We start from the raw sequence: 25886 nt of genomic DNA, 5'->3' as shown, positions 1-25886 counted from the left end.
CGGAGCTGGCTCTGAGGTATTAGCGGGTTAGTACCGAAGGGCCGGGTTCGGAACCTTCGGCGTTCCCGCCGTCCTCGTCGCCCTCGTCGCCCTTGCCGTCCTCGGCGGTCAGCCCCAGCTCCGCGTCCCGCGCGGCCTCCACCTCGCGCCGCAGCAGCCGGAACCACATGAACACCACGAACCCGGCGAAGACGAACCACTCGCCGGTGTAGCCGAGGTTCTGGAACGCCTTCAGGTCGAGCCCGGTGTTGGCGGGCGCCTCGGCGGGCACGGTCGTCATCCCCGGGTCGGCGCTATCCAGCGTCACCCACGCGTCGTACAACGCGTACGGCACGAGGTTGACCAGCGAGGCGGTGCTGATCGCGCCGACCTGGCCGGCCGGCAGCCCGCCGCGCGCGCTGACCCCGTTGTCCCCGGGCGTCTCGGACGCCTGGAGCGCACCGGTCACGCTGACCTTGCCGCGCGGCGCGGCGGGAGCCTTCGCGGCGTCCGCCTTGCCGGGGAGCCAGCCGCGGACGACGGGCAGCGCCTTCCCGGAGCCGGTCCGCAGCAGGGTGAGGACGTAGTACCCGCTCTTCTGCTCGATCTCCCGCCCGGGGACGAGGAGTTGCTCCCCGTAGTGCCCGGTGACGGTGACCCGCTTGCCCACGGTCGCCTTGTCCACCGGCAGCATCTCGGCGAGTGGCCGCGCGGGCTGCGACTTCCCCGTCTCCGCCGCCCGGCCGAGCGCGCGGTGGTCGTCCATCCGCGACTCGAACCGGCTCAGCTGCCAGGACCCCATGAACACGCAGAACGGGATGGCCAGCAGCACGAAGACGTTGATTCCCCACCAGCGAGGCGTCAGCAGAAACCGGTACACGCCTTCAACCGTACGCGCCGGGGTGGGCGGCGGGGGCGGCGGGGTGGAGCGAGGGCGGGGCGCGGTGAGGGCGGGCGCGGTGAGGTGAGGGCGGGGCGCGGAGAGGTGAGGTACTACCCGGCTCATACCTCCGACGTACTTCCGGGGATCACCTCCGCTTCTTCACCGGCCCCGCACTTTCTGACGGATGCCGCGTTTCTCCTCGCGCAGCGATGTCCACGCGACCCCCCTCATCAGGTTTGATGGACGTATGAGTGACGCTGAGGCCATGCCCGAGTGGGAGAAGCGGTTCAGGGCGCCGCGGGTCTCCCTGCCCGACTGGGCGGAGGACGCCCCCGACCGCTCGCTGTTCACGTCGAACGCGACCGGGACGTACGAGCTGTACGCCTGGGACCGCGTGAGCGGCGAGCAGCGGCAGGTGACCGACCGGGCCAACGGGACGACGGACGGCAGGCTGTCCCCGGACGGGGACTGGATCTGGTGGTTCGACGACAAGGACGGCGACGAGTTCGGCGTCTGGCGCCGCCAGCCCTTCGCCGGCGGCCCCGACGAGCCCGCCACCCCCGGCCTCGACCCCTCCTATCCGGCCGGACTGGCTCTCGGGAGGGACGGCCGTACCTCCGTGGTGGGACGCTCCACCGACGAGGACGGCACCACGATCCACGTAGTACTCCAGGGGGAGGCGCCCCGCGAGATCTACCGCCACCGCGAGTCCGCGGGCGTCGGCGACCTGTCGTACGACGGGACGCTGATCGCCGTCGAGCACACCGAGCACGGCGACGCCATGCACTCGGCGCTGCGGGTGCTCGCGCTGGACGGCGCGACGGTCGCCGACCTCGACGACACCCGGGGCGGCACGGAGGAACTCGGCCTGGAAGTCCTCGGGTTCGCGCCCGTCGCGGGGGACACCCGCCTGCTCATCGGCCACCAGCGGCGCGGTCGCTGGGAGCCGCTGGTGTGGGACGTGGTCTCCGGCGAGCAGACCGAGCTCTCCCTCGACCTGCCGGGAGACGTCAACGCGGAGTGGTTCCCCGACGGGGGGTCGCTGCTGATCGCCCACAGCCACGAGGCCCGCAGCGAACTCTTCCGCTACGACCTCGCGTCGGGCGGGCTGGAGCGCATCCCCACGCCCGCCGGTACCGTCTCGGGCGCCTCGGCGCGGCCCGACGGGAGCGCGGAGTACCTGTGGTCCTCCGCCGCCGAGCCGCCGACCGTGCGCTCCACCACCGGAGGGGTAGTACTGGACCCCCCGGGTATGAGGTCGCCGGGCTCGGTGCCCGTCGAGGACGTGTGGGTGGAGGGCCCCGGGGGCCGTATCCACGCGCTCGTCCAGAAGCCGGCCGGTGCGCAGGGCCCGCTGCCGACCGTCTTCGACATCCACGGCGGTCCCACCTGGCACGACAGCGACGCCTTCGCCGCCGCGCCCGCCGCCTGGGTCGACCACGGGTACGCGGTCGTCCGCGTCAACTACCGGGGCTCCACCGGGTACGGCCGCGCCTGGACCGACGCGCTCAAGCACCGGGTCGGCCTGATCGAGCTGGAGGACATCGCCGCGGTCCGCGAGTGGGCCGTCTCCTCCGGGCTCGCGGACCCCGCCCGCCTCGTGCTGACGGGCGGCTCCTGGGGCGGCTACCTCACCCTCCTCGGCCTCGGCACCCAGCCCGACGCGTGGGCGCTGGGCATCGCCGCCGTACCCGTCGCGGACTACGTCACCGCCTACCACGACGAGATGGAGGCGCTGAAGGCGATGGACCGCACCCTCCTCGGAGGTACCCCGGAGGAGGTACCCGAGAGGTACGAGGCGTCCTCGCCGCTGACATACGTCGACCAGGTGAAGGCGCCGGTCTACATCTCGGCCGGCGTCAACGACCCGCGCTGCCCGATCCGGCAGGTCGACAACTACGTGCGCCGGCTGGAGGCGAGGGAGGCCGTCCACGAGGTGTACCGGTACGACGCCGGGCACGGGTCGCTGGTCGTGGACGAGCGGATCAAGCAGGTGCGGCTGGAGCTGGAGTTCGCGGAGCGGCATCTGGGGAGGCTGTAGCTCTCCAGGGGTAGTACTCAAGAGCTGCTTCTCGAGTACTACCCCTCCGGTACTACCCCTTCGGCACCAACCCTCCGGTACTACCCCTCGGCTCGCCCGTGCCTGCGCAGCAGGTCCGCCATGCCCTGCCGGGTCGCTGCCAGGATGACCCGGTCCGCCGGCCGCAGCACCCGGTCCGCCGGCAGGTCCCAGGCCAGCCCCGTACCGGTGTCCAGGGCGAGGACCCGCCAGTGCCCGGAGCGGAACGCCTCGCCCATCGTGCGGCCCGCCAACTGCGCGTGCCCGCCCGCCTCCAGCGCCGCGAACAGCAGCACCCGGCGCTCCACGGAGATCGCGCCCAGGATCTGGCGGCCCATCATCGCCCCGGCGAAGGAGGGGGCCGCCAGATGGGAGACGCTGCGGCTGCGGGTGCGCGCGTAGGGGTGCGCGGCGCGCAGGGTGCGGTAGACGGCGGTCGCGAAGTCGTCGTCGTACAGCCGTAGTACCGCGTTGAGGTCCTGGCGCAGGGAGCGGGCGTAGAGGACGGCCTCCAGGTTGGTGGTGTCGGAACTGGTGACCGCCAGCAGGGCGCCCGCCCGCTGGATCTTCGCCGCCTCCAGGACCCCTTCCTGGGTGACGTCCCCGAGTACCACGGGTACCCGCAGCCGCCGGGCCACCGCGAGCCCTCGCGCCTCGGGCGCGGACTCCACGCACACCACCGGGATGTCCAGCTCGCGCAGCCGGATCAGCACCCGGGTGCCGATCTTGCCGAGGCCCAGCAGGACGACGTGCCCGCTCATCCCGCGCGGCGGCTTGCGCAGGGCGCCCGCGCTGCGGAACGTGCCCAACGCTTCGAGCACGGCGGCCAGGAGCACCGGCAGCAGCAGCAACCCCATGAGGCCGGACAGGAGTTGGAGGATCTGCCGGGCCAACGGGTCGCCCACGGCAGGGTCGTTGATGGCGAAGAGGTCCAGCAGGGTCAGGTACAGGGCGCCCAGCGGATGGATGCCGGTCGTCAGCCACAGCGCGACCGCCAGCGCGAGGACGCACGTGACGACACCCGCCAGCGACCAGCGCAGCCGCCGGGAGAAGAGCGAGGCCACCGGGGCGATGAGCCCGGCGCCGCGCCCTGTGGAGAGGTTGCCCTCGGAGGCGTACGACACCTGTTCCAGGACCACGGTCCCGCGCCCCGGCGAGGCGGCCGTCGCCGTCCTCACCTCCTCGGCGTCCGGCAGGAGCCGGGGTCCCTGCTCGACGTTCCCCTCGGTCTCCGAGGAGAGCAGCGCGAGGGTGGCGAGGCCGGGCGCGGCGCCCTCGCCGTGGTGCTCGACCGCCCGCAGCATCAGGCCGTCGGTCTGAACGACCTTGGTGGTACCGGCGATCGCGGTCGCGGCGAGGGCCGGTGCCGCGGTGTCCGCGTCGGACAGGACCGTCGTCGTACCGGCGACGGTGTCCTCCTCGCCGGAGGCCAACAGGGCGGCCTGGTCGAGGAGTTCCTCGATGTGCTGGCCCAACCTCCGGTTGTACAGGCGCAGTACGAGGCGCACGCGCGGGTTGAGGCGGCGGGCGGTGAGGGCGGCGCGGATGTTGGTCTCGTCATCGTCGTAGACCAGCGCGAGGGCCGCCGCGCGGGTCACGCCCGCCTCGGAGAGGACCGCCTCGGTGGGCTCGGCCGCCTCCAGCGTCCGTTCGTTGCCGGCCGGAGCGGGGTCCGGCGCACCCGAACCGCCGGTGCCCGAGGCCCTGTTGACGGCCGCGCTCACCACGCGGTCGAGCAGCGCCGCCGAGACCGCGCGGGCCCGGCCCACCACGGGAGGGCGTACCGTGCGCTGGGCGGGCGGGACGACGAGGGTCACCTGCTCGCTGTAGACGCCCCGGAGTTCGGCGGCCAGACGGTGTGCGAGACCGTCGTCGCCGCACACCACCATGTGCGCCTCGGAGTCGATCGGTCTGGCCTGATTCGGAACGGTCCCCACGACGGAGAAGACTGCCTCATCGAGACAGGTGGTTCCACCAACGATCCGGCGGGGACGGCCTGAACGGAGTGGACGATTCGGTCGTACTTGAGATGTAGGGGGCGTACGGGTCGTAGAGAGCGGAGGCTGTGAGTGCGATCCACGAGTGCTGAGGTGCCCCGGCCATGACCGCTGCCGTCACCCGCCAGGGGGCCGAGGAGGGTAGCTCCGAGGAGGTAGGCCGCAAGAGGGAGGAGCGGCCTCCCCGGCTCAACTCGCAGCTGGTCCTCGTCCTCGGCATGCTGCTGATGGTGCTGTTCCAGTCGCCCATCCGGCGCGCGCTGGGCTCCCCGGTCATGCAGAGCTGGACGACCGTGTTCGTCGCCGTCGTCGTCCAGGCGCTGCCCTTCCTGGTACTGGGGGTACTGCTCTCGGCGGCGATCGCCGTGTACATCCCCCCGTCGTTCTTCGCGCGCGCCCTGCCCAAGCGGCCCGCGCTCGCGGTGCCGGTCGCCGGGGTGGCCGGGGTGGCGCTGCCGGGGTGCGAATGCGCGTCCGTTCCCGTGGCCGGGGCATTGGTGCGCAGAGGCGTGACTCCGGCCGCCGCGCTCGCCTTTCTGCTGTCCGCGCCGGCGATCAATCCCATTGTGCTGACGGCCACCGCGGTCGCCTTTCCGCGCAATCCGGAAATGGTCGTGGCGCGTTTCGCCGCCAGCCTGGTCGTCGCCTGTCTGATGGGGTGGCTGTGGTTGCGGCTGGGGCGGACGGACCTGCTGAAACCGCCCGCGCACGCCGCTTATGAAGGGCGCACGAAAGGCGCCGCTTTCTGGGGTGCCGTACGGCACGACGTCATGCACGCCGGGGGATTCCTCGTGGTCGGCGCGATGGCCGCCGCGACCCTGAAAGCGGTGGCGCCGGAGAGCTGGCTGCGGACCGCCGCCGACAATCCGGTGATCGCCGTTCTGGCCCTGGCCGTTCTCGCCGTCGTGCTCTCCATCTGCTCGGAGGCGGACGCCTTTGTCGCCGCTTCCCTGACCCAGTTCTCCTTGACTGCCCGGCTGGCCTTCCTGGTCGTCGGGCCGATGATCGACCTGAAATTGTTCGCGATGCAGACGGGGACGTTCGGCCGGAGTTTCGCCCTGCGATTCGCCCCGGCGACCTTCGTCCTCGCCATCGTGGTGTCCGTGCTCACCGGGGCGGTGCTGCTGTGAATCGTCAGGCCCAGTCGGCCGTGCTCTTCCTCCTCGGCGCGGCCCTGCTGCACGCGGGGAGCACGGACCTGTATCTGCGGTACGTCAAGGCCGGGTTGCAGCCGCTGCTGCTGGCGGCGGGGGCGGTACTGGTCGTCGCGGCGGCGGCGACGTGGTGGTACGAACGGAAACAGGCGGGCGGTGAGGAAAGCCACGCGCACCCCGAACCGCGTATTTCCTGGCTCCTCGTCCTTCCTCTTCTCGCGCTGATTCTCGTCGCCCCGCCGGCCCTCGGTTCCTACAGCGCCACCCGCACCGGAACAGCGCTGCAAGAACCCGTCGTCTACGGGAAGATCCCCGCCACCGGCCCGCTGAAGCTGGCACTTGTCGATTACGCGGGCCGGGCGATCTACGACAACAAGACCATAAAGGGCCGTGAGATCCAGATCGCCGGATTCCTGGCACTGGGAAAGGACGGCACCCCGTATCTCGTGCGGATGGCGCTGAGTTGCTGCGCCGCCGACGCCCAGCCAGTGAAAGTCGCGCTCACCGGGGACATTCCGCCGGTCCTCCAGCCGGACACCTGGCTCATGGTCACCGGCACCTATTCACCGAAGCGCATGGCGGACCCGGTGAACGGCGGCCCCATTCCCTTCATCCAGGTGACCCGGGCGGCTCCGGTCGCCGAACCGAAGGACCCCTACGACGAGACGTGGAACGGCTGAACCACCCGAAATCACCTGGAATTATCCGGAATTCCCTGGAATCGCCCCCGGAATTCAGAACGCCATGTCGTCCGGCCCGCCGTTCCGCCGCCGCAGGAACAACGCGGCCCCCGTCACCGCGGACGCCCCCAGGAGGACCGCCCCGATGAGGAAGGTGTTCCGGGGAATGCCGAACCAGCCCAGGTTGGACGCTCCCTTGGGGGTGGCGTCGCCGGGGTCCTGGGAGGCGGTGGCTCCCTGGTCGTACGGGTCAGGTACCCGAGTACTACGGGCCGGGTCGTGCGAGGCTGGGGGATGCGAGCCGGTCACGGGTGAGCCGGCGTCGTGCGAGCCGGGGGTACCGGTGGCCGGGGAACCGGTGTAGTGGCTCCCGGGATCGTGCGGGTGCGGGTGCGCGGGCGGGACCAGTGAGAACGCGGGGAGTTCACCGGGGACCTGGCTCCCGGAGGGATGCGTGGAGGGGATACCTGGGAGGTACCCCCCGGGTACCTCGCCGGGGAGGAACCCGGGGACCACGGCGGGGAGGTCGTCGTACCCCGTGACGGGTACCTCTCCGGGGGTGATCCCGGCGGCGTACGCGGCCGAGTCCTCCGACACGGACGTACCGGACGAGGGCACCTCGTCCTCGGCGCCGGCCGGCTCCGGCCCGACCTGCGCGCCGAGCGGCATCGGCACCGGCGTCACGACGTCCCCCGCGCTCTGCTCGTACGGCACCCCGAACCGCAGCGAACTGTGCGCCCGCAGCACCGGCGCGCCGATCAGCCGCCCCTTGCGGTCCAGGGTGCTGGTGCGGTCGCTGCCCTCGGCGAACCCCTCGCTGACCTGGTCGCCGGGGTCGAGGCGCAGCCGGACGGTGCAGTGCGCGGTCCGCCCCGGCGCCACCCGGCGCAGTACCGACGCGCCCTCCGCGCAACTCACCCCCTGGGGGGCCAGGTTGCGGTCGGTGATGCGGACGCCGTGGACGGGCAGGTTGCCGGTATTGACGAGGGAGTACTTGAGAGTGACGCGCGCTAGGTCGTCGGGCCCGGCGGGCGCGGCGACCGTCGCGCGCTGGCTGAGCGCGAGGGCGCCGCCGACCCCGGCGTATCCGGACCGGGCCGTGGCCCTGACCGGCGCGTTCAGGGACGGGATCCGGCCGGAGGCGGTGGCCTGCGCGATCCGCCGGCCCTTCTGCGCGCCGCCCTGAGCCGTGCAGGTCGTGGAGGTCAGGCCGGGCAGCAGCCGGACCGAGCCCTCGCCGCCCGCGCAGACGATGCGGGCGCCCTTCATACCTGGGTCGTAGACGTGTACGTCGTGCAGGTCGGCGCCGCCCTTGTTGGTGAGGCGGTACTCCTTGAGCACGGGGTGGCCGGTCCGGATGCCCGGGTCGACGGCGCCGGTGCCGGGCCGTTTGTTGACGATCACCCGGAGGACCAGCCCCTTCGTGCCGGTCCCGTCCGCAGGGGCCGCGGCCGGTGCCGCGTGGGTGGGCCAGCAGAGGGAGAGGGCCGTGCACGCCAGGACCAGCGGCAGGACAGCCCGCCGGGCCAGGGCGCTGGCGGCCCGGGGAGGCGGGGCGCCGGTGTGCTCGTCGCACAGGGGAAATCGGATGATCATGAACGTATTGATCATTATGGTTGCGGGCGCGGGAGGGGCGGCACGCGCGGCGGACGTCATATGGGCGCATGGATTCACCCCGTTCTTTTGGCGGGCGCCCGGAGGAGGGGCGGAGGGCCAATCGGTGGTCCCGCAAGGGGAGATGGGCGCGTTCCCGAAGAGCGGCCGAGAGGCCGCCGCGTGGCTCCGGAGGCGTACGGCGCGGACGTACGGCCCATGCGGGCACCCCGCTCGGAGGCCGCCGTTTCGTCTGATCGGATGCTGATCATCCGTGGTTCTCGGGACACGCCGCAGACGTACGGGTGGCTCCGAGGTATGAGCCGGTTACATGCGAGCCGACCCACCCGCCCCCACCCCCGCTGGAGCACAGGTTGGCGCCGAGCAGTACCCCGAGCACCCCCGGCGGCAGGGCCCTCAAGACGTACGGTACGGCCGCAACCGCCGCCGCCGTACTGGCCGTTGCCCTGACCGTCGCCCTCCACCCGAACGCCGACACCCCGGCCACGGACGGCAAACCCGCCCCGCCGCGGCCCGAGGTACGGGTCGGCACGCACTCCCAGGAACCGCACTCCCCGGGACGGACGGCTCCCGTCGACCCGGACGCCCCCGTCACCGTCACCCTCCGGGGCCAGGGTCACCTCACGGACGTAACCCTCAAGGACGACGCGGGACGCCGGGTCGCCGGGCACCTCGACCCCTCGGCCCGCGTCTGGCGCAGTACCCACGTCCTGCGCGCCGCCACCCACTACGTCGCCGAGGTCCGCACCGACCCCCAGCCCCACGATGCCCCCCACCGCACGGAGTTCACCACCTCCCGCGCCCGCAGCGGCCTCCTCACGGTCACCCTGGGACCGTCGGGCGGTGATACCCGTGATACCTCCGGGGCAGGCGCCGCCGGTGATACCCGTAGTACCTCGGAGGGAGCCCGCACCTACGGCGTGGGCCAGATCGTCACCGCCCACCTCAGCCACCCCGTACCCCCCGAGAGCCGTGCCCTCCTGGAGAGCCACCTCAAGGTCACCGCGACCCCGGCCGCCGGCCCCGGCGCCTGGCACTGGCTGGACCCGACCACCCTGCACTACCGCCCCCGCACCTACTGGCCCGCCCGGGCCGACATCCGCGTCACCGCCGACGACCTCGCCGGACTACGCCTCACGGACCACCTGCGCGTAGCCCCCGTAGTACCCCTGAGGTTCTCCACCGGCCCCCGGGTGGAGGCCGTCATCGACGCCTCCGCCCACCGGATGAGCGTCCTGCGCGACGGTACGACCCTGAGGGTCATCCCCATCACGACGGGCAAGGAGGGCTACCGCACCCGCGCCGGCATCAAGGTCGTCCTCGACAAGCAGGCCGTCCTCAGGATGCGCAGCACGACCATCGGCATCCCCTCCGACACCGACGAGGCGTACGACCTGCCGGTCCGGCACGCGATCCGCCTCACCCGCAGCGGCGAGTACCTCCACGCGGCCCCCTGGGCGGCCTCGTCGTTCGGGCGCCGGGACGTCAGCCACGGCTGCGTCGGGATGAGCGAGAAGGACGCCGCGTGGCTGTTCCTGATCCTCGGCGAGGGCGACATCACCCGGACCGTGCACACGCGCGGCCAGGAGATGACGCCGTTCTCCAACGGCGTGGGCGACTGGAACATGCCGTGGCGCACATGGGTCAACGGCAGTGCCCTGAACGGGAGTAGCACCGCACGGCCCGCCGAGGAGCACCTGCGCCCCTCCGCCTCGTGACACGGCCGCACGAGTCCGAACCCCCAACTCCGTGATCCTCACGGTTTCTTGACGGATTCCTGACGGCAGTCGGAACCAACACCCCTGAAAACACTGCCGAGAACAGGCAATGCGCGACGTTCCAGGCCACGGGCACGATGACGGCACCACCCCAACGGCCGAAGGACGTACTCCATGGATGTCGTCGTCGTGCTGGCAGCCGTCGGCCTGATCCTGCTGCTGCTCGCGCTCTTCCTGGTCTCCCGGCTCTTCCGCAAGGTCGAGCAGGGCAAGGCGCTGATCGTGTCCAAGATGCGCAAGGTGGACGTGACGTTCACCGGGCAGATCGTGCTGCCGGTCCTGCACAAGGCCGAGACGATGGACATCTCGGTGAAGGCGATCGAGATCACCCGCGCCGGCAAGGAAGGGCTGATCTGCAAGGACAACATCCGCGCCGACATCCGCATCTCGTTCTTCGTCAAGGTCAACAAGACGGCCGAGGACGTCGTCAAGGTCGCGCAGGCGGTCGGCACGGCCCGCGCCAGCGACCAGAGGACCCTCCAGGAACTCTTCCACGCGAAGTTCTCCGAGGCGCTCAAGACCGTAGGAAAACAACTGGACTTCACCGATCTCTACACCAAGCGCGAGGAGTTGAGGTACCGGATCATCGAGGTCATCGGCGTCGACCTCAACGGCTACCACCTGGAGGACGCGGCGATCGACTACCTGGAGCAGACGCCGCTCACCCAGCTCGACCCCGCCAACGTCCTTGACGCGCAAGGCATTCGGAAGATCACCGAACTCACCGCCACCGAGCACGTCCGCACCAACGAGGCCCAGCGCACCGAGGAGAAGGAGATCACGCGCCAGAACGTCGACGCGCGCGAGGCGATCCTCGAACTCGAACGCCGCCAGGCCGACGCGGAGATCAAGCAGCGCCGCGAGATCGAGACCAGCCGGGCGCGTGAGGAGGCCGAGACCGCGCGGGTCGTCGAGGAGGAACGCCTGCGCTCCCAAGGCGCGTTCCTGCGCACCGAGGAACAACTCGGCGTCCAGCGCGAGAACCAGGCCCGCGAGGTCGCCGTCGCCGCGAAGAACCGCGAGCGGGTCATCGCCGTCGAGAACGAACGCATCGAGAAGGACCGGCTGTTGGAGGTCATCGCGCGCGAGCGGGAGACCCAGCTGACGCGGATCGCCGCCGACAAGGAGGTCGAGGCGGAACGCCGGGAGATCGCCGAGGTGGTGCGCGAACGCGTCGCCGTGGACCGCACGGTCGCCGAACAGGAAGAAGCCATCAAGAAGTTGAGGGCCGTCGAGGAGGCCGAGCGGGACCGCCAGGCCGTCGTCATCGCCGCGGAGGCCCAGGCCCAGGAGAAGCTCGTCAAGGACATCAAGGCCGCGGAAGCCGCCGAGGTGGCGGCAGTTCACCGCGCCGCCGAGGAACTCACCCTCGCCGAAGCCCGGTTGAAGAGCGCCGACCTCGACGCGCGCGCCAGACTACGGCTCGCGGAGGGCATCCAGGCCGAGGCCGCCGCCGAAGGACTCGCCGCCGTGCAGGTGCGCGACAAGGAGGCCGAGGTCATCGAGAAGGCCGGCCGAGCCGAGGCCGAAGCGGTGGCGGCGAGGCTGCGCGCCGAGGCCGAGGGCACCCGCGCCACCGCCCTCGCCCGTGCCGAGGGCGCCGAGGCGCAGGCCCTCGCCGACGCGAAGGCCATCGGCGAGAAACTCAAGGCGGAGGCCGCCGGGCTCACCGACAAGGCCGCCGCGATGGCCGCCCTCGACGAGGCGTCCCGCACCCACGAGGAGTACCGGCTGCGGCTCGCGGCGGAGAAGGAGATCCGCCTCGCCGGGCTCGACGTGCAGCGCCAGGTCGCCGAGGCGCAGGCCACCGTCCTCGCGACCGGCCTGGAGAACGCCGACATCGACATCGTCGGCGGCGACTCGGTCTTCCTCGACCGCCTCGTCGGCTCCATCGGACTCGGCAAGGGCGTCGACGGCTTCGTCCAACACTCCGACACCGCACAGGCGTTGACGAAGCCCTGGCTCGACGGCAGCGCCTCGTTCACCGACGACCTCACCCGGATGCTCGGCTCGGTCACCACCTCCGACGTCCAGAACCTCACCGTCTCCGCGCTCCTGACGAAGCTGATGACGTCCGGCGCCGACCTCTCCCCGCTCCGCCAACTCCTCGACACCGCGACCGAGTCGGGCCACGCCGAACTCAACGGCGCCACCAGGCCCTGACCCCCGGCGGGACGCCGCAGCTGCCGCGCGGGGGGCAGCAGCTCCGGCGTCCCGCCCACCTTCCCGACCCACCGACCTGCCAACACCCCTGGGGGAGACGTTGAGTTCACAGGCGTACGACGGTGTCGACCCCGGCACCTACGAACTCCTCCGCGACCGACTCGCCGCTCAGGCCGCCGAACTCGCCGGGTGCACCGAGGAGTTGAACGCCCGCCGGGTCACGGAGTTCGGCGCCACCGCCCTCACCCTCACCGGCACGGACGCCCTGCGCACCGAACACCCCGCCCTGCCCCGGGACATCGTCGGCATCGGCGACTTCCTCCTGTTCGGATACGACGCCGGACACGACACGGGAGCCGACGGCGACCACCGCGCCGGACGCCAGGTCGCCGACGTACTCGCCCTGTACGACCGCGAGTTGACCCGCGTCCCGGCCGACGCCCTGCCCGGACTCCTCGACTCCCCGGACTTCGTGCGGGAGTTCACCGACCTCCACCGCTACTACCGCCAGGCCCGCCTCCTGCGCCTCCGCCTCACCGACGACCGCCTGCTGGCCGTCTTCCGGACCGGCGAGAAGGCCGACGACATCCGCGTCCTGCGGTGGGCTCTCACGCCGGCCGGCCGGCCGGAGTTCCTCGACGCACGAGGCGACCGGGACCTCGTACGGCCTGAGAGGTACGACTTCCGGTGGACGGAGGTAGTACGGGAGGACCACGTCCAGGGGCGGTACGCGCGGCTTCCGGAGGGGCTGCGGATCTCGACGGCGGAGGGCGTTCTCACGCTCGCGGCCGACGGGGAGCACATGGGTGACGCGGGGGAGACGGTCGACCGGGGTGACCGGCAGAACCAGCAAAACCGGCAGGACAGGCGGGACCGGCAGAACCGGCGGGACCAGGGTGACGTGGGGGACACCCTCCACACCGAGCCCGTCACCGAACCCCTCCAGTCCCTCGCCGACGCCGACATCGCGCACGCCCGCGTAGGCCCCCTGATCCTCGTCCGGGTCCGCCCCTACCGCGAGCCCGCCCACCGGTACTTCGTCGTCAACACCCTGACCCGGACCGTCGTCCGCCTCGACGGCATCGGGCAGTCCTGCCGACGCCTCCCCGACGACCAGGGCATCGTCTTCCCCGGCGGCTACTGCCTGGCCTCCGGCGCGCACAAGACCTTCGAACTCGACGCCGGGGGGCTGGAGTTCGAGCGCGAGGTGCGCTCGCCGTACGGAGAGGACGTCCTCTACGCCTTCGCCGGCGACGGCCGTGCGCTGCTGCTGTCGTACAACATGCTCCGCGAGGAGTTCGCCGCGCCGCTGCCCTGCCAGGGGTGGGGGCGGTGGAGCGACGGCGAGTTGCTCGTCCTGCGGGCAGGCGAGGAGCCGGGGCACGTGCACGCCGTGCGGCGCTGGGCGTCGCCGTACGTCTCCGACCTGCACGCACAGGCCGGGGGAGGGGGCGGGGCGCTGGGCCGGGTGGGGAACGCCGACCTGGTGCGGGGGATCGCCGACTGCCTCTCGATCGCGCGGTCGGTGGGGGAGACCACCGCGACGGTCGAGGGGCACGAGGCCCTGGTCGCCGCCTGCGCCAAGGCGGTTGACGCCCACCACTGGCTCGCCGACGACGAACTCGGCGGCCTCGGCGCCCGGTTGGCGGACGTCCGGGCCACCGCCGAACAGGTCCTCGCCGAGTTCCGCACCGTCCGCGCCCTCACCCGGCAGGCCGCCGACGCCCTCGACGATGCCGCCGGACAACTCGCCTCCGTCGTACGGAGGTTGCGCGGCGAGGCCCCGCGCACGGCCGCCGGCTGGGTGACCGGACTGACCGAACTCCGCCACGCCCAGGGCCACTTGCTGACGCTGAAGGAGCTTCGGTACGCCGACCTGCCCCGCATCGACGCGCTGTCCGAGGAGGCCGGCGCCGACCTCGACCGGTTCGGGCGGCGTGCCGTCGAGTTCCTGGCCCGAACGGACGCCTTCGACGCCCAACAGGCCGACGTGGAAAGGCTGTCGGCCGACGCGGGCGCCATCACGACCGTCGCGGAGGCCGGCCCCGTGGCCGACCGCATCGAGGCCCTGGCGGAGGGACTGCGCACCGTCACCGAGGTCGTGGCGGGCCTCGACATCGGGGACGCGACCGTACGGACGTCCGTGCTGGAGCGTGTCGCCGACGTCCTCGGCGGGGTCAACCGCGCCCGCGCCGTCCTCGACGCCCGCCGCCGCACCCTGCGCGACAGCGAGGGCCGTGCCGAATTCGCCGCCGAATTCGCCCTGTTGGGCCAGACCGTCACCGGCGCACTCGCGGCGGCGGACACGCCGGACGCCTGCGACACCCAACTCGCGGGCGTCCTCGTCCGGTTGGAGAACCTGGAGTCCCGCTTCGCCGAGTTCGACGACTTCCTCACCCAACTCGACGACCAGCGCGCCGAGTTGTCCGACGCCTTCGCCGCCCGCAGACAGCGCCTCCTGGACGCCCGCGCCCGCCGCGCCGAACACCTCGCCGCCTCAGCCGCCCGCATCCTGGAGACCATCGCCCGCCGCGCCGCCACCCTCCCCGACGCGGACGCCGTCAGCACCCACTTCGCCTCCGACCCGATGGTCGCGAAGATCCGCCGCACGGCCGACGAACTCCGCCGACTCGGCGACTCCGTACGGGCGGAGGAACTGGACGGCCGCCTGCGCGCCGCCCGCCAGGAAGCGACCCGCGCCCTCCGCGACCGCACCGACCTGTACGCCGACGACGGCCGCACCCTGCGCCTGGGCGCCCACCGCTTCACCGTCACCGCCCAGCCCCTCGACCTCACCCTCGTACCCCAGGGTGACGGCCTCGCCTTCGCCCTCACCGGCACCGACTACCGCGCCCCCGTCACCGACCCCGCCCTCACCGCCGCCCGCCCCTACTGGGACCGCACCCTCCCCTCCGAATCCCCGCAGGTCAGCCGCGCCGAGCACCTCGCCGCCCGGCTCCTGCGCGACCCCGGCCCCACCACCCTCACCACGACCGACGACCTCCCCGCCCTCGTACGCCGGGTAGCCCAGGAGTCGTACGACGAGGGGTACGAGCGCGGTGTCCACGACCACGACGCGACCGCGATCCTGCGCGCGGTACTACCCGTGTACGACCACGTGGGTACGCTCCGCCACGAACCCGCCGTCCGCGCCGCCGCCCACCTCGCCTGGACCCACGGCCTCGGCGACGACGCCCGCCGGACCTGGACCCGACGAGCCGTCTCCCTCGCCCGCGTCAGCCAGATGTTCGGCACGGCCCCCGGACTCCCCGACCTGCTCGACGAGCTGGCCACCGCCCTCGGAGGATCACGCCCCGCCGCCGACTACCTCTTCGAGGAACTGACCTCCGGCCCCGAGGGCTTCGTCCTGAGCGAGCCCGCCCGGACCCTCCTCGACAAGTTCCGCTCCGCCGTGGGGAGTTCCGCCCACGACGACTTCGCGGCCCTGCCCGCACTGTCGGAGCGCCGACAGCTCGTGGGGTCCTGGCTGTCGGCGTACGCCTCCTCAAGCGGCCTGGAACTCACGGAAGGTGAGCTGGCCGAGGCCGTGGCGGCCGAGCTGTGCCCGGAGTTGACGCGGTACTCGACGGACGCCTCGCCCGCCGTGACGATCGAGGGCCTCCTCGCAGCCCATCCACGCGTCACCGACGGCAAATTGACACTCCGCCTCGACGAATTCCTCGCCAGGACCGCCGAGTTCGAGCAGCACGACGTACCCGCCTTCCGCGCCTACCAGCAGCGGCGCGGCGAACTCCTGGCGGCCGAGCGCTCCCGCCTGCGCCTGTCCGAGCACCGGGCCCGCCCCATGACGGCCTTCGTCCGCAACCGCCTGATCGACGAGGTGTATCTGCCGCTGATCGGCGACAGCTTCGCACGGCAACTCGGCACCGCCGGAGAAACGAGACGCACCGACACCGGCGGACTTCTCCTCCTCATCTCCCCACCGGGATACGGGAAAACGACCCTCATGGAATACGTGGCGGACCGGCTCGGCCTGATGCTGGTGAAAATCAGCGGACCGGCACTGGGCCACCACGTCACTTCGCTGGACCCCGCAGAGGCCCCCGACGCAACGGCCCGACAGGAAGTGGAAAAAGTCAACTTCGCCCTGGCCGCAGGAAACAACACACTCCTGTACCTGGACGACGTCCAACACGTCTCCCCCGAGTTCCTCCAGAAATTCATCCCCCTCTGCGACGCGACCCGCCGCATGGACGGAGTATGGAACGGAGAACCCCGCACCTTCGACCTCCGGGGCAAACGCTTCGCCGTCTGCATGGCCGGTAACCCCTTCACGGAGTCCGGCACGGAATTCCGCGTACCCGACATGCTGGCGAACCGGGCCGACGTATGGAACCTCGGCGACGTCCTCACCGGAAAAGAAGCCGCATTCGCCGAAAGCTTCCTCGAAAACGCCCTCACCTCGAACCCCGTCCTGGCCCCCCTCTCCGGCCGCGACCGCGCCGACCTCACCCTCTTCACCCGCCTTGCCCAGAACGACCCCTCAGCGACCCCGGACCGACTGCGCCACCCCTACACCACCGCCGAGATCGACGAGATCGTCTCCGTGATCCGCCACGTCCTACGCACCCGGGAAACAGTCCTGGCCGTCAACACCGCATACATCGAATCCGCCGCCCAATCCACCACAACCCGAACCGAACCCCCGTTCCGCCTCCAAGGCTCCTACCGAACCATGAACCGCATCACCCAACGCATACGCCCCGCCATGAACGACAGCGAACTCGACGCCACGATAGACGACCACTTCCTGGCCGAGGCCCAGACATTGACCACCGGGGCCGAGGCTAACCTTCTGAAACTCGCCGGGTTGAGGGGAACGCTTTCCGGAGATCTTGCGGAGCGATGGGAAGCGGTGAAAGCAGCTTACGTTCCGCCAGGTGGAACCGATCCGATGGATAAAGCCATTTCCGCCCTGGCGCTGCTGGCTGAGCGTATTACGGCGGTCGAGGAAGCCATCGACCGAGCGGCAGTACTCGAGAACAGGAAATAGACGAAGCGAAAAGCGGAGCGTCGCGTGGCCGGTCGCGGAAGGCGGACACCCAGGCGGCACCGCCCGGTGGGGAGGCGCCCTCGGGGCGGGGCGACGCTGCGTGCGGCTTCGCGCTCCTCTGACGTGTCTGCCTCAGGGTGTTCCTGCGGCAGGAGCCGCAGCCACATCCGTGACTACGTCGACAACCCGCGCCGGCCTTGTCGAACGGTTCCGGGCCCGGCGACCTCGAGCGTTACCTCCCCCTCCGGACCCGAAGGCCGCAAGGCATCTGGGGCTGGGCGCGCCCGAGACCGCCTCGCGGGTGCTGCCGTTGTCGTACGGGTACGCGACGATGCTCGCCCTCGGCCTGCCGTCGTCCCGCCTTCAGGCCGCGCGAAACCGCGCGCACCGCGCGAGACCGCACGCACCGCACACGACTGCACGCACCGCGCAAAACCGCACGCACCGAACCCGGCCGCGCGCGACGCCTGATGCCCCTCCCCGCGAGCACCGAGGGCCCGCGGCCCGACCGCTCCCGGCCCGCCCGCTCCCGACCGCCCGCGAGCGGTCACGCCGCGCTGAGGCCGGTGGCTCAGGGGTGCCCATCCGCCGGGCGCAGCATCCCCATAGGTGCCACGCCGCCGGTCTCGATGGGGGCGGTGGGGCGGAAACCGAATCGTTCGTAGAGCCGCTGGTTGGCCTGCGCGGTCGCTTCGAGGTAGGAGGGGAGCTGTTGCGCGTCGACGGCGGCCAGCCGGTACGCCAACAGGGCGGAGCCCACCCCGAGGCCGCGCGCGGTGTCGCTGACGGCGATGTCGGCGAGGTACCAGTGCGGTCGCTTCGGACGCGCCTTCTCGTAGGCCCTGAGCTGCGCGAGGACGGAGGGTACGTGGCCGAGTCCGACGGCGCGGATCTGGCGGGGAAGTTCCCGCAGGCCGGCCCACAGGCTGCTGCGGCGGTCCGGCCCCTCCCAGGCAGCGACCCCGATGATCTCCCCTCCCGGTCGTACGCGGGCGACATCGATGACGCCGTTCAGGAGCGGCCCGGTGCGCAGCACGGTGGCGCAAAGCGCGGCCAGCCGGGCGACGCGGTCTTCCTCGCCGGGCAGGACCGCGTACAGGACGGGGTCCTGGCGCAGGGCCTCGGCGATGACGCGGGCGCAGACGGTGACTTCGGCGGCCGAGGCCAGTCCGATGTGGAGTGTCATGGGGGCTGCTCCTCTGCTCCGGGGCCGTTCGGGGCCGCCAAGGTACCGGGGCCCGTCGGCCTGCCGCCGGTCGGCGGGGTGGTGGCTGCGATGCGGAAGGGGCGGTCCGCCGTATGCGCGAGGCGGGCTTTCCGGCTCCTGGAAGGCCCCAGCCAGGCCGGCCGTTGTGCGCGGAGGCCGGGCGGGGTGGTTATCGGCGGGGCGCCGCGGGGGCGGAGGGCTCGTCGGCGGGTGTTGCCGCGGCCGGCCTCGGGAAGCCGTGCTCCTTCGACGTCTACGTCGGGACTGATGCGGTCGAGTGCCAGGCGCGGCGGCGGAGGAGGGCCACGGCGTCCGGCACCGAGGCCATCCGCACGACGAACGCGTCGATGAGGACGCCGATGTCCAAGGCAAGGACGCCGAAGACGATTCCGACCGCCTCGCCCCCCTCGAGTACGGAATCCCTGACGCAGCCGTCGAACGCGACGGTCAGCCGGCACCGCGCGCCGGGGCCGTCGCGTCCTTCAGGACGTCCTTGGACGCGTCCGAGACATCTCCTGCCGGCCGGCGGAACTGGACGTGGCCGACGGCGGCCTGCCCGTCGTCGGCGGTGATCTTGCCGTCGACGGGAGTGGCCATGACGATACGCGCGGCGCCTGCCGCGGTGGCCGGCATCTTCCTGTCGAACAGGTCCTGTGCCTGTTGTGACTTGATGCCACAAACAGCAGCCAGATGCCGATGACCCGGCCCCGGATCCCTCGACCTCGACAGATGTGTCCCCAACAGCCCAACATGACCTGTACGTGCCCTGTGTGCTGGGGAGCGTATCGGCGTGCGGTGACCCGGAATCGTGTGCTGAAGGGCCTCGCAGTGGCTGGCGGACCAGGCGGGCCTGCGACCTCCGCGCGACCCGCTCTGCCCCGTCACAGGCCACCCGTCTCCGACGCCCACCTGCCCGCCTTGTGGACCTCCGGCCCTTCGACGTGCGCGGCGCCGGCCACGTACAGGAGCCACCGCAGCTCCAGGGAGCCGAAGAAGGACTCTCCCCAACTGTCCACCCAGACATGGACCCGTGCAGGGCCCGTGGAGATGGCGTCCCAGAATTCCCAGCCGCGGGACTCCTCGTCCGGATCGAACCGGTAGATCCAGTTCTGGAGGCGCCAGGGATTGGCTTCGCCGCTCGTCGCCAGGAAAGCGGCACGGCCGTTCCGGGAGAATTCGTGCGAAGTCTCGCCGTCCCGGGTGGAGATCTCCGTGAACCATTCGGGGAATTCGTCCACCGGTAGATCATCGTCGTCGAACTCCGCCGTACAGGCCAGCTGGAGCGCCGCCGAAAGGACATCACGCACCCGCTGTACATACACCTCTGCGGAGCCCTCGGCGACATCGACGGTGAAGACCGCCAGAACAGGCGGAGCCGCTTCGATCCCAGGCCGTTGCCGCACTCGGTCCCGTTCGGCGGCGATGCTCTCCTCGCTATGGATCATGGCGCAAGCCTACCCGTCCTGCACGACGCGACCGGAGTTGCGGATGATCTCGGAACGCAGGCCGTCGAAGAGCTTGTGCGGAATTCCGTAGAGGTCGCTTCCCTTGGTCGGATCGGAGATCTCCGGGTATTCCTTGAGTAGTTCCTTCCATTCTCCCCGGGTGAAGGAGTCGCCGTCCGGGTGATCGTCCTTGTTCTGCGGCAGAGCGGATTCTCTGATCCAGTCCCGGTATTCCCTGGAGACGTCGAAGGAGACGATCTGGCCGCCGTCACCCCGGTATTCGATGGTGTGCCTGATGTCGTCGCTCATGTTCACATAGAGCTTGCCCTTGCCGGTGAGAGTCACCTCACCGTTCTCACCGATGTGAATGCGCTGGCTCAGCGGATGGTCGGTCTGCTTGCGGTAGACCGAGATCGTGTCCTCGTCACAGGGCGCGAGCCCCAGGGGGTCCGCCCACGTGTGCGGATTGTGCACGTACGACGCGGGGTTGGGCGCGGGCGCCAGGCCCAGGGGGTCGGCGGTGAGGTAGCGGGCGGTTTCCGGGTCGTAGTGGCGGAAGCAGTTGTAGTGCAGGCCGGTCTCGGGGTCGCTGTACTGGCCGGGGAAGCGCAGCGGGGTGTAGGTGGTGGCGTCGGTGTTCCAGGTGGTCGAGCCCCAGAGGGTGGTGCGGGTGCGCCAGGCGATGTCGCCCTGCTCGTCGACGAGTTCGCGGGGCGAGCCGACGAGGTCGGTGACGATCGCGAAGAAGCGGGAGTCGATCTCCTGCTGGGGTGCCTCGGCCGCGGTGATGCGCTCGGTCTGGGCGATGGGCTTCAGCCCTTGGTGGTCCCAGGTGAGGGTGACCGGGTTCGGCAGGTCGGCGGAGCGCGTCGTCTGCTCGCACAGCGTGGTGCCGTCCCAGGTGAAGTCGACGCGTTCGACGACTGTTTCACCGTCGGCGCCGAGACGGAGCTTCGCGGCGCGGCGGCCCAGCGGGTCGTAGGTGTACCGCCAGCGGGTGCCGTCCGGGGTGGTGACCTGGACGAGCCGGTCCTCCGTGTCCCACTCGTAGCGCCAGGTCTCCGGCTTGCGCGAGAGCCGGGTCTTCTGACGCAGAGTGATCCGGCCGAGGGCGTCGTGCTCGTAGCGGACGCTGCCGGCGCGGGTGATGCGGGTACCGGTGTAGGCACGGTCGCCGATGGCCTCCTGGCCGGGATGCGGGGCGGGCCAGGAGGCATGGGCCTGGTTGCCGGCCGCGTCGTAGGCGTAGGACTCGGTCCAGTCCTCGGCGTGGACCGCGGTGACGCGGCCGACAGCGTCGAGGCCGAAGTGACGCGGGCCGTTCAACTGGTCGTCGAGGAGGGCGAGATACCCGTCGTCGCGATACGTGTAGGCGCGGCGCTGGAGGGTGGAACCGTCCCGGCCGGCGGCGGACTGGGTGGCGAGTCGGCCCTGAGTGTCGTAGGTGCTGTGCAGAGTGAGGAAGTCGCCGACATGGCGGGTGAGTTCGCGGCCCGCCGCGTCGTACGCGATGTCGACGGAGCGACCGGAGGCGACCAGTCGGGTGCGGCGGCCCGCCGCGTCGTACGACCACGTGGTCGTCGCGCCGGTAGGGGTCGTGCGCCCGTTGCGGCGCCCCAACTCGTCGTAGCTGTAGGTGATTTCCCGGTCGTCCACGGTCTCGGAGCGGACGAGACCGTACTGGTCCCGCGTCACGGCCAGCCGGGTGCCGTCGGGGCTGACGGCCTCGGTGAGTCGGCCGTTGCCGTCGTAGGTACAGGTGGTGACCTGGCCTGCGGCGTCTTTACGGAGGAGTCGGCCCAGTGCGTCGCGCTCGAAGGTGGTGGTCTCGCCCAGGCCGTTCGTGCGGGCGGCGAGGCGACCTGCGGCGTCGTACCGATAGGTGAGTACGCGATCGTCGAAGTCGGTCTCGGCCACCGGACGGCCCGCCGCGTCGCGGGTGTAACTCCAGGTGAGTCCTTGGGGGTTGGTGACCTGGGCGAGACGCAACTCGGTGTCGTGGCCGAACTCATGGCGTACGCCGTCGGGGGTCGTGCGGGCGGTGAGCAGGTCGAAGTGGGTGTACTCGAAACGGGTTTCGCCGCCGAGCGGGTCGACGTGAGTGGTGCAGTTCCCTTCGCCGTCGTAGGTCCAGGACTCACTGGTGCCGTCCGGCCGGACGCGTCGGGCCAACTGGCCCTCGGGCGTCCACTCCAGGCGAGTCGTGGCGCCCGTCGGGTCCGTCCGCGTGACGGGACGGCCGAGAGCGTCGTGGGTCTGGCGGGTGACCGCGCCGAGCGGGTCCGTGATCTCCTGCGGCAGACCTGCCGAGTTGCAGCGGATGGTGGTGACGTTGCCGAGCGGATCGACGACCTCGGTGGGGCGGCCCGCCTCGTCGTGGGTGAACCTGGTGGTGTGGCCTGCGGGAGTGGTGAGGGAGGCGAGGTTGCCGCGGTCGTCGTAGGTGTGACGGGTGACGTTGCCGTCGGGGGTGCGGACGCTGAGGGGCTGCGGGAATTCGCCGTACTCGGCGGTGGTCTCACTGCCGTCGGAGCGTACGACCGCGACGAGGTGCCCCACGTCGTCGTAGCGGTGGACCACGGTGTGGCCCAACGGGTCGGTGCGGCTGAGGAGGTGGTCGCGGTCGTCCCAGGTCTGGGTGGTGGTGTTCCCGAGCGGATCGGTGATCGCGACGATCTGGCCGCGCGGGTTGGCCCGGTAGACGGTGTCGTGGCCGAGGGAGTCGGTGTACGTGGCGGTGGTGGTGCCGTCGGCGTCCGGACCGCTGTACGTGACCCGGGAGTCGAGGAACCCGCCACTGCCGTGGGTGGCGATGACCCGGCCCAGGTCGTCGTAGGTGTACGTGAAGACGGTGTCGTTGCTGTCGCGCCAGCCGGTGATGCGGTGGGCGTCGTCGTAGGTGAAGTGGGTGGCCGCGTCGACGGCGTTGACCACCTCGGTCAGATCACCGCTCTCGTCGTAGTGGTACCCGCGCAGGCGCAGCGAGCCGTCCTCGGTGAGGGCGTGCACGGCGGTCACCCGGCCGGTGCCCTCGGCGCAGGTCGGCGTCAGACGGTAACCGCCGGAGTGGGAGACCGCCCGCAGGGTGTCGTCCGCGTCGCGCTCGAAGACGATGTGGTTGTGGTTGCGGTCCTCGATCCTGGTCAGCCACCAGATGCCGACGGCGGCCTCGGCGGGCTCGAAGTACCGGGTCAGGCCGGAGTGCTGGTCCTGCACCACGAGTACGTACCGGGCGCCGTCGGACCGGTAGGTCAACGGCAGGCGCGCACCCGCCACCGGGTCGACGCGGTCGCCGACGATGTCCGGGGTGCGCGGGTAGTACAGGCTGGAGCCGTCCTCCCTGCGCCACCACACGCCGTCGGCCCCGGGGGCGTGCTCCAGCCGCTCGTCGAGGGTGGAGGCCCAGGACGGGCCGAAGCAGATGCCGTGCGTGTAGCCGGTCAGGTGGGTGCGGCGCAGCGTCAGCGACAGGGTGCCGGGCAGGTCGACGTCGGTCTGCGCCATGACCAGCTGGCCGGTGGCCATGTCGATCGGGTCGCCGCAGGTCTCCTTGTTCGCCAGGGCTCGGGCGTCCTTGGCACGCTGCGGCAGGTCAGGATCGTGCTTGGCGTTCGCGTCGATCGTGAGCCGGGAGCCTGAGCCGGGCAGCCCGTCACCGCCGCCTCTGCCGTCTCTGTGTTTTCCCACGTCGATGCTGTTGGCCTTGTCCCCGACGCCGTGGTCGTTGCCCTTGTGCAGCCGGGAGGTGGCTTTGACCCGGTCCGGAACGGTCTCGGTGACATGCTTGACGATCTTGCCGACCGCGCTGTCCGTGCCCTTGAGCGCGCCGTGCAGCACGCTGTCGAACGCTTGGGTGAACGGGTCGCGGCCCTTGCTCCGGCCGAACGCGTTCCTGGCCCTTTCCAGCGGTGAACTCGCCGCGGTGTGCAGGTCGTTGCCGTGCCGCGAGACCTTCCCCGCGCCGTCCTCGAACTCGACGTGGTCGATCCTGGTGACCGGCGCGGGGCCGCCGCTGCCCTCGCCGCCGGCCGAGGCGAGCTGCATCCCGCTCTTGCCGTGCCCGCCCTGGCCGCCACCGGCCGGCATGGAGAACGCGCCCTCGGCCAGGTCGAGCACCATGTCCTCGACCATCGCCTCCAGCTTGGCGTTGACCGGCTCGGTGAGCTTGGCGGTGACCTCGTCGACGATCCGGTCCACCGCCTCGTCGATGATCCGCTTGACCACCTGCCGCATCGCCGTGACCTCGGCCGCGCCGATCAGGGCGGACAGACCGCCGGTCACGACGGCAAGCCCCGCCGAGATGCCCACCGAGGCCGCCATCACCCCGAGTTCGATCTCGGCCTTGGTCTTCATCCCGTAGATGATGTCCGCGAGGATGTCGCAGGCGTCCGCGAACAGCCGTGCGAGTTCCGGGAGTTTCTCCAGGTGACTGGCCTTCACCTGGTACCAGTGCTTCTCGAACGCGTCCACGGCCCAGCCCTCGGAGGAGGACAGGATCCGGGTGATCGCCTTGTGTGCGCTGCCGCCCTGGCCCTCGAACTGGTCCGCGAACTCCCGCATGGCCTCGGCCATCTCGCGGTAGTCGTCCTCGTCCACGTTGGGGAAGTTGATCCCGATGAAGTCCAGAACGTCGTCCAGCCAGCCAGGAATCGTGTAACCCATACCCCTTGTCCCCCGTGTGTCCTCCGCAGTTCGGTGGCTTGGCAGCCATCAGCGCTTCGCACCCTATCGACGGGAGCCTTCCGGGTGGAGTCGGCCGGGGAGAGATGGAGCGCCTGGTGGGGGTCATGGTGAGGGGATGACACAGGTTCCGTGCCTGCCGGTCCCGGTGACGTGGACGCTTTCACCGTGCAGCGCAGTCACTGCGGCGCCGTCTTCTCTCTGGCATGGGGTCTGCTGCCGCTGAATGAGGTTCGGTTGCTGACTTGCCCAGGTCAGGTGGGTGGTGCTGGTTGGTCTCCGGCGGCATGGAGGGGGTTTCGGGAGCAGGTCGGCTCCCAGCGGGAATCCGGCTTTGCCGAGGGCGGCGGCGTGGTACTACTCCATTGCTGGATCGCTGAGGCACGTGGGTTGCCCGTACTGGGCTCAGGTGATTCGGTCAGTGCGAGGCTTGCGGCCGCCTATCCAAGGGGAGGCGCCGAGAGTGGAGCTGGACGGACGGGAACGGGTTCTCGCCAAGCCGGATGGCCCGGGAGAAAGCAGTCCTAAGCTGCCGGAGAGATGAGCGAGCACCTGCGGAGCAGTGGACACCTCCGGAAGGGTCGTGGGCGTCGTCGGCCGCCAACCGGCGGAGCATGCTCGGCAGCCGGCATCGCGATACCGCACCCGAGCAGCTCCTCCGCTCGCTTGTCCACGCTGCTGGACTCCGTTACCGCGTGGCTGCAAAGCTGCTCCCGAAGGTGCACCGCACGGCCGACATGGTCTTCCGCCCTGTGAAGGCAGGGGCCGTTGCATGATCACGATTCGTCCGGAGTGCCGTGCTGGCCCGCCCTTGGAGGGGGCACCCCGGTTCGGACAGGGGGCGAACGCAGTGCAGGCACGGTCTCGGTGATCATGTGAGTGTCGAAGTCCCATGAACACCTGGCGAGTCCGTGCCCGCTTCTGCATCTTCCGCCCATGCCCACCGCGCTGGCCCAACCGGGCCGGACTGCCGCGCCGGTCCCGCTGGCGGACGTGGTCGCACTGTCCGGTTTCCTGGAGCTGGTGCCCGACCCGCGAGGCGTCCGTGGCTGCTGCTACCGGCTGTCCGCCCTGGTCGCCGCGGCGAGTGTCCTGGCCGGTGCCCGCTCGCTCACCGCGATCACGGAACGGATTGGCGACGTCCCCGCGTGGGCCTGCCAGGTTCTCGGCTTCCCCACCGACCCGCTCTTCGGGACCGTGTCCGTGCCGCACCCCCACACCCTGCGCCGTCTG

14 protein-coding genes and 1 pseudogene are annotated in these 25886 nt (G+C 71.1%); 8 read left to right on the top strand and 7 right to left on the bottom strand.

Translation table 11 applies throughout. The features are described 5' to 3' along the window. Nucleotides 1–19 precede the first annotated feature (19 nt). A complete protein-coding gene (locus PV682_RS37545; protein ID WP_319736224.1) occupies nt 20–859 on the bottom strand; it encodes an SURF1 family protein in 840 nt (279 codons plus the stop codon). A gap of 250 nt (nt 860–1109) precedes the next feature. On the opposite strand from PV682_RS37545, the gene PV682_RS37540 reads away from it, so the two are divergent. Then, entirely contained in the window at nt 1110–2903 is a 1794-nt protein-coding gene (locus PV682_RS37540; RefSeq protein ID WP_319736222.1) for a S9 family peptidase, read from the top strand. Nucleotides 2904–2983: 80 nt separating this feature from the next. Here the strand turns inward: PV682_RS37540 and PV682_RS37535 are convergent, their stop codons facing one another. Then, the gene (locus tag PV682_RS37535; protein ID WP_319736311.1) at nt 2984–4810 is read right to left on the bottom strand and encodes an NAD-binding protein; all 1827 of its coding nucleotides are present in this window, start codon (nt 4808–4810) and stop codon (nt 2984–2986) included. Between the two features lie 212 nt (nt 4811–5022). On the opposite strand from PV682_RS37535, the gene PV682_RS37530 reads away from it, so the two are divergent. Then, complete coding sequence (locus tag PV682_RS37530) at nt 5023–6048, top strand: permease (RefSeq protein ID WP_319736221.1); 1026 nt, start codon at nt 5023–5025, stop codon at nt 6046–6048. Then, nucleotides 6045–6752 (top strand): TIGR03943 family putative permease subunit, encoded by a 708-nt coding sequence (locus tag PV682_RS37525; RefSeq protein WP_319736219.1) that lies wholly within the window; start codon nt 6045–6047, stop codon nt 6750–6752. The genes PV682_RS37530 and PV682_RS37525 overlap by 4 nt, the downstream gene beginning before the upstream one ends. 54 nt (nt 6753–6806) lie before the next feature. Here PV682_RS37525 and PV682_RS37520 read toward each other — a convergent pair whose 3' ends face one another. Next, the gene (locus PV682_RS37520) at nt 6807–8348 is read right to left on the bottom strand and encodes a hypothetical protein (protein ID WP_319736218.1); all 1542 of its coding nucleotides are present in this window, start codon (nt 8346–8348) and stop codon (nt 6807–6809) included. A gap of 371 nt (nt 8349–8719) precedes the next feature. Between PV682_RS37520 and PV682_RS37515 the strand changes: the two genes are divergently transcribed. The 3 genes from PV682_RS37515 to PV682_RS37505 all read left to right on the top strand — a co-directional run bounded on the left by PV682_RS37515 (nt 8720) and on the right by PV682_RS37505 (nt 17321). Beyond that, nucleotides 8720–10084 (top strand): L,D-transpeptidase, encoded by a 1365-nt coding sequence (locus tag PV682_RS37515; protein WP_319736217.1) that lies wholly within the window; start codon nt 8720–8722, stop codon nt 10082–10084. A gap of 174 nt (nt 10085–10258) precedes the next feature. Then, complete coding sequence (locus tag PV682_RS37510; protein ID WP_319736215.1) at nt 10259–12307, top strand: flotillin family protein; 2049 nt, start codon at nt 10259–10261, stop codon at nt 12305–12307. 100 nt (nt 12308–12407) lie between these two features. Next, nucleotides 12408–17321: a DNA repair ATPase gene (locus PV682_RS37505; protein ID WP_319736214.1), complete on the top strand. Its 4914-nt coding sequence runs from the start codon at nt 12408–12410 to the stop codon at nt 17319–17321. A 571-nt stretch (nt 17322–17892) separates the two neighbouring features. Here the strand turns inward: PV682_RS37505 and PV682_RS37500 are convergent. From PV682_RS37500 to PV682_RS37485, 4 genes are all read right to left on the bottom strand, one after another. Beyond that, nucleotides 17893–18507, bottom strand: coding sequence for a GNAT family N-acetyltransferase (locus PV682_RS37500; RefSeq protein WP_319736213.1), 615 nt, complete (start codon nt 18505–18507; stop codon nt 17893–17895). Between the two features lie 468 nt (nt 18508–18975). Then, nucleotides 18976–19125 carry a hypothetical protein gene (locus PV682_RS37495; RefSeq protein ID WP_319736211.1) on the bottom strand — a complete coding sequence of 50 codons (150 nt, stop codon included), beginning with the start codon at nt 19123–19125 and terminating at the stop codon, nt 18976–18978. Between the two features lie 284 nt (nt 19126–19409). Then, complete coding sequence (locus PV682_RS37490; RefSeq protein ID WP_319736210.1) at nt 19410–19973, bottom strand: hypothetical protein; 564 nt, start codon at nt 19971–19973, stop codon at nt 19410–19412. Nucleotides 19974–19982: 9 nt separating this feature from the next. Continuing rightward, entirely contained in the window at nt 19983–24635 is a 4653-nt protein-coding gene (locus PV682_RS37485) for an RHS repeat-associated core domain-containing protein (protein WP_319736209.1), read from the bottom strand. Nucleotides 24636–25267: 632 nt separating this feature from the next. Between PV682_RS37485 and PV682_RS37480 the strand changes: the two are divergent. Both PV682_RS37480 and PV682_RS37475 read left to right on the top strand, forming a co-directional pair. Beyond that, nucleotides 25268–25411: pseudogene (locus PV682_RS37480) on the top strand (very short patch repair endonuclease); the annotation flags it as partial. Between the two features lie 178 nt (nt 25412–25589). After that, nucleotides 25590–25886 (top strand): transposase family protein (locus PV682_RS37475; protein ID WP_319736208.1); only part of this gene is annotated, 297 nt, incomplete at its 3' end.

The organism is Streptomyces niveiscabiei, assembly GCF_033794345.1.
Classification (GTDB): domain Bacteria; phylum Actinomycetota; class Actinomycetes; order Streptomycetales; family Streptomycetaceae; genus Streptomyces; species Streptomyces niveiscabiei.
This window is presented reverse-complemented; position numbering and strand designations above follow the sequence as displayed.

Bases quoted from the DNA above. Each gene is read 5' to 3' on its own strand.
- PV682_RS37535 (WP_319736311.1), bottom strand. From the start codon at position 4,810: ATGGTGGTGTGCGGCGACGACGGTCTCGCACACCGTCTGGCCGCCGAA.
- PV682_RS37510 (WP_319736215.1), top strand. From the start codon at position 10,259: ATGGATGTCGTCGTCGTGCTGGCAGCCGTCGGCCTGATCCTGCTGCTG.
- PV682_RS37540 (WP_319736222.1), top strand. From the start codon at position 1,110: ATGAGTGACGCTGAGGCCATGCCCGAGTGGGAGAAGCGGTTCAGGGCG.
- PV682_RS37485 (WP_319736209.1), bottom strand. From the start codon at position 24,635: ATGGGTTACACGATTCCTGGCTGGCTGGACGACGTTCTGGACTTCATC.
- PV682_RS37490 (WP_319736210.1), bottom strand. From the start codon at position 19,973: ATGATCCATAGCGAGGAGAGCATCGCCGCCGAACGGGACCGAGTGCGG.
- PV682_RS37530 (WP_319736221.1), top strand. From the start codon at position 5,023: ATGACCGCTGCCGTCACCCGCCAGGGGGCCGAGGAGGGTAGCTCCGAG.
- PV682_RS37520 (WP_319736218.1), bottom strand. From the start codon at position 8,348: ATGATCATCCGATTTCCCCTGTGCGACGAGCACACCGGCGCCCCGCCT.
- PV682_RS37495 (WP_319736211.1), bottom strand. From the start codon at position 19,125: ATGGCCACTCCCGTCGACGGCAAGATCACCGCCGACGACGGGCAGGCC.
- PV682_RS37500 (WP_319736213.1), bottom strand. From the start codon at position 18,507: ATGACACTCCACATCGGACTGGCCTCGGCCGCCGAAGTCACCGTCTGC.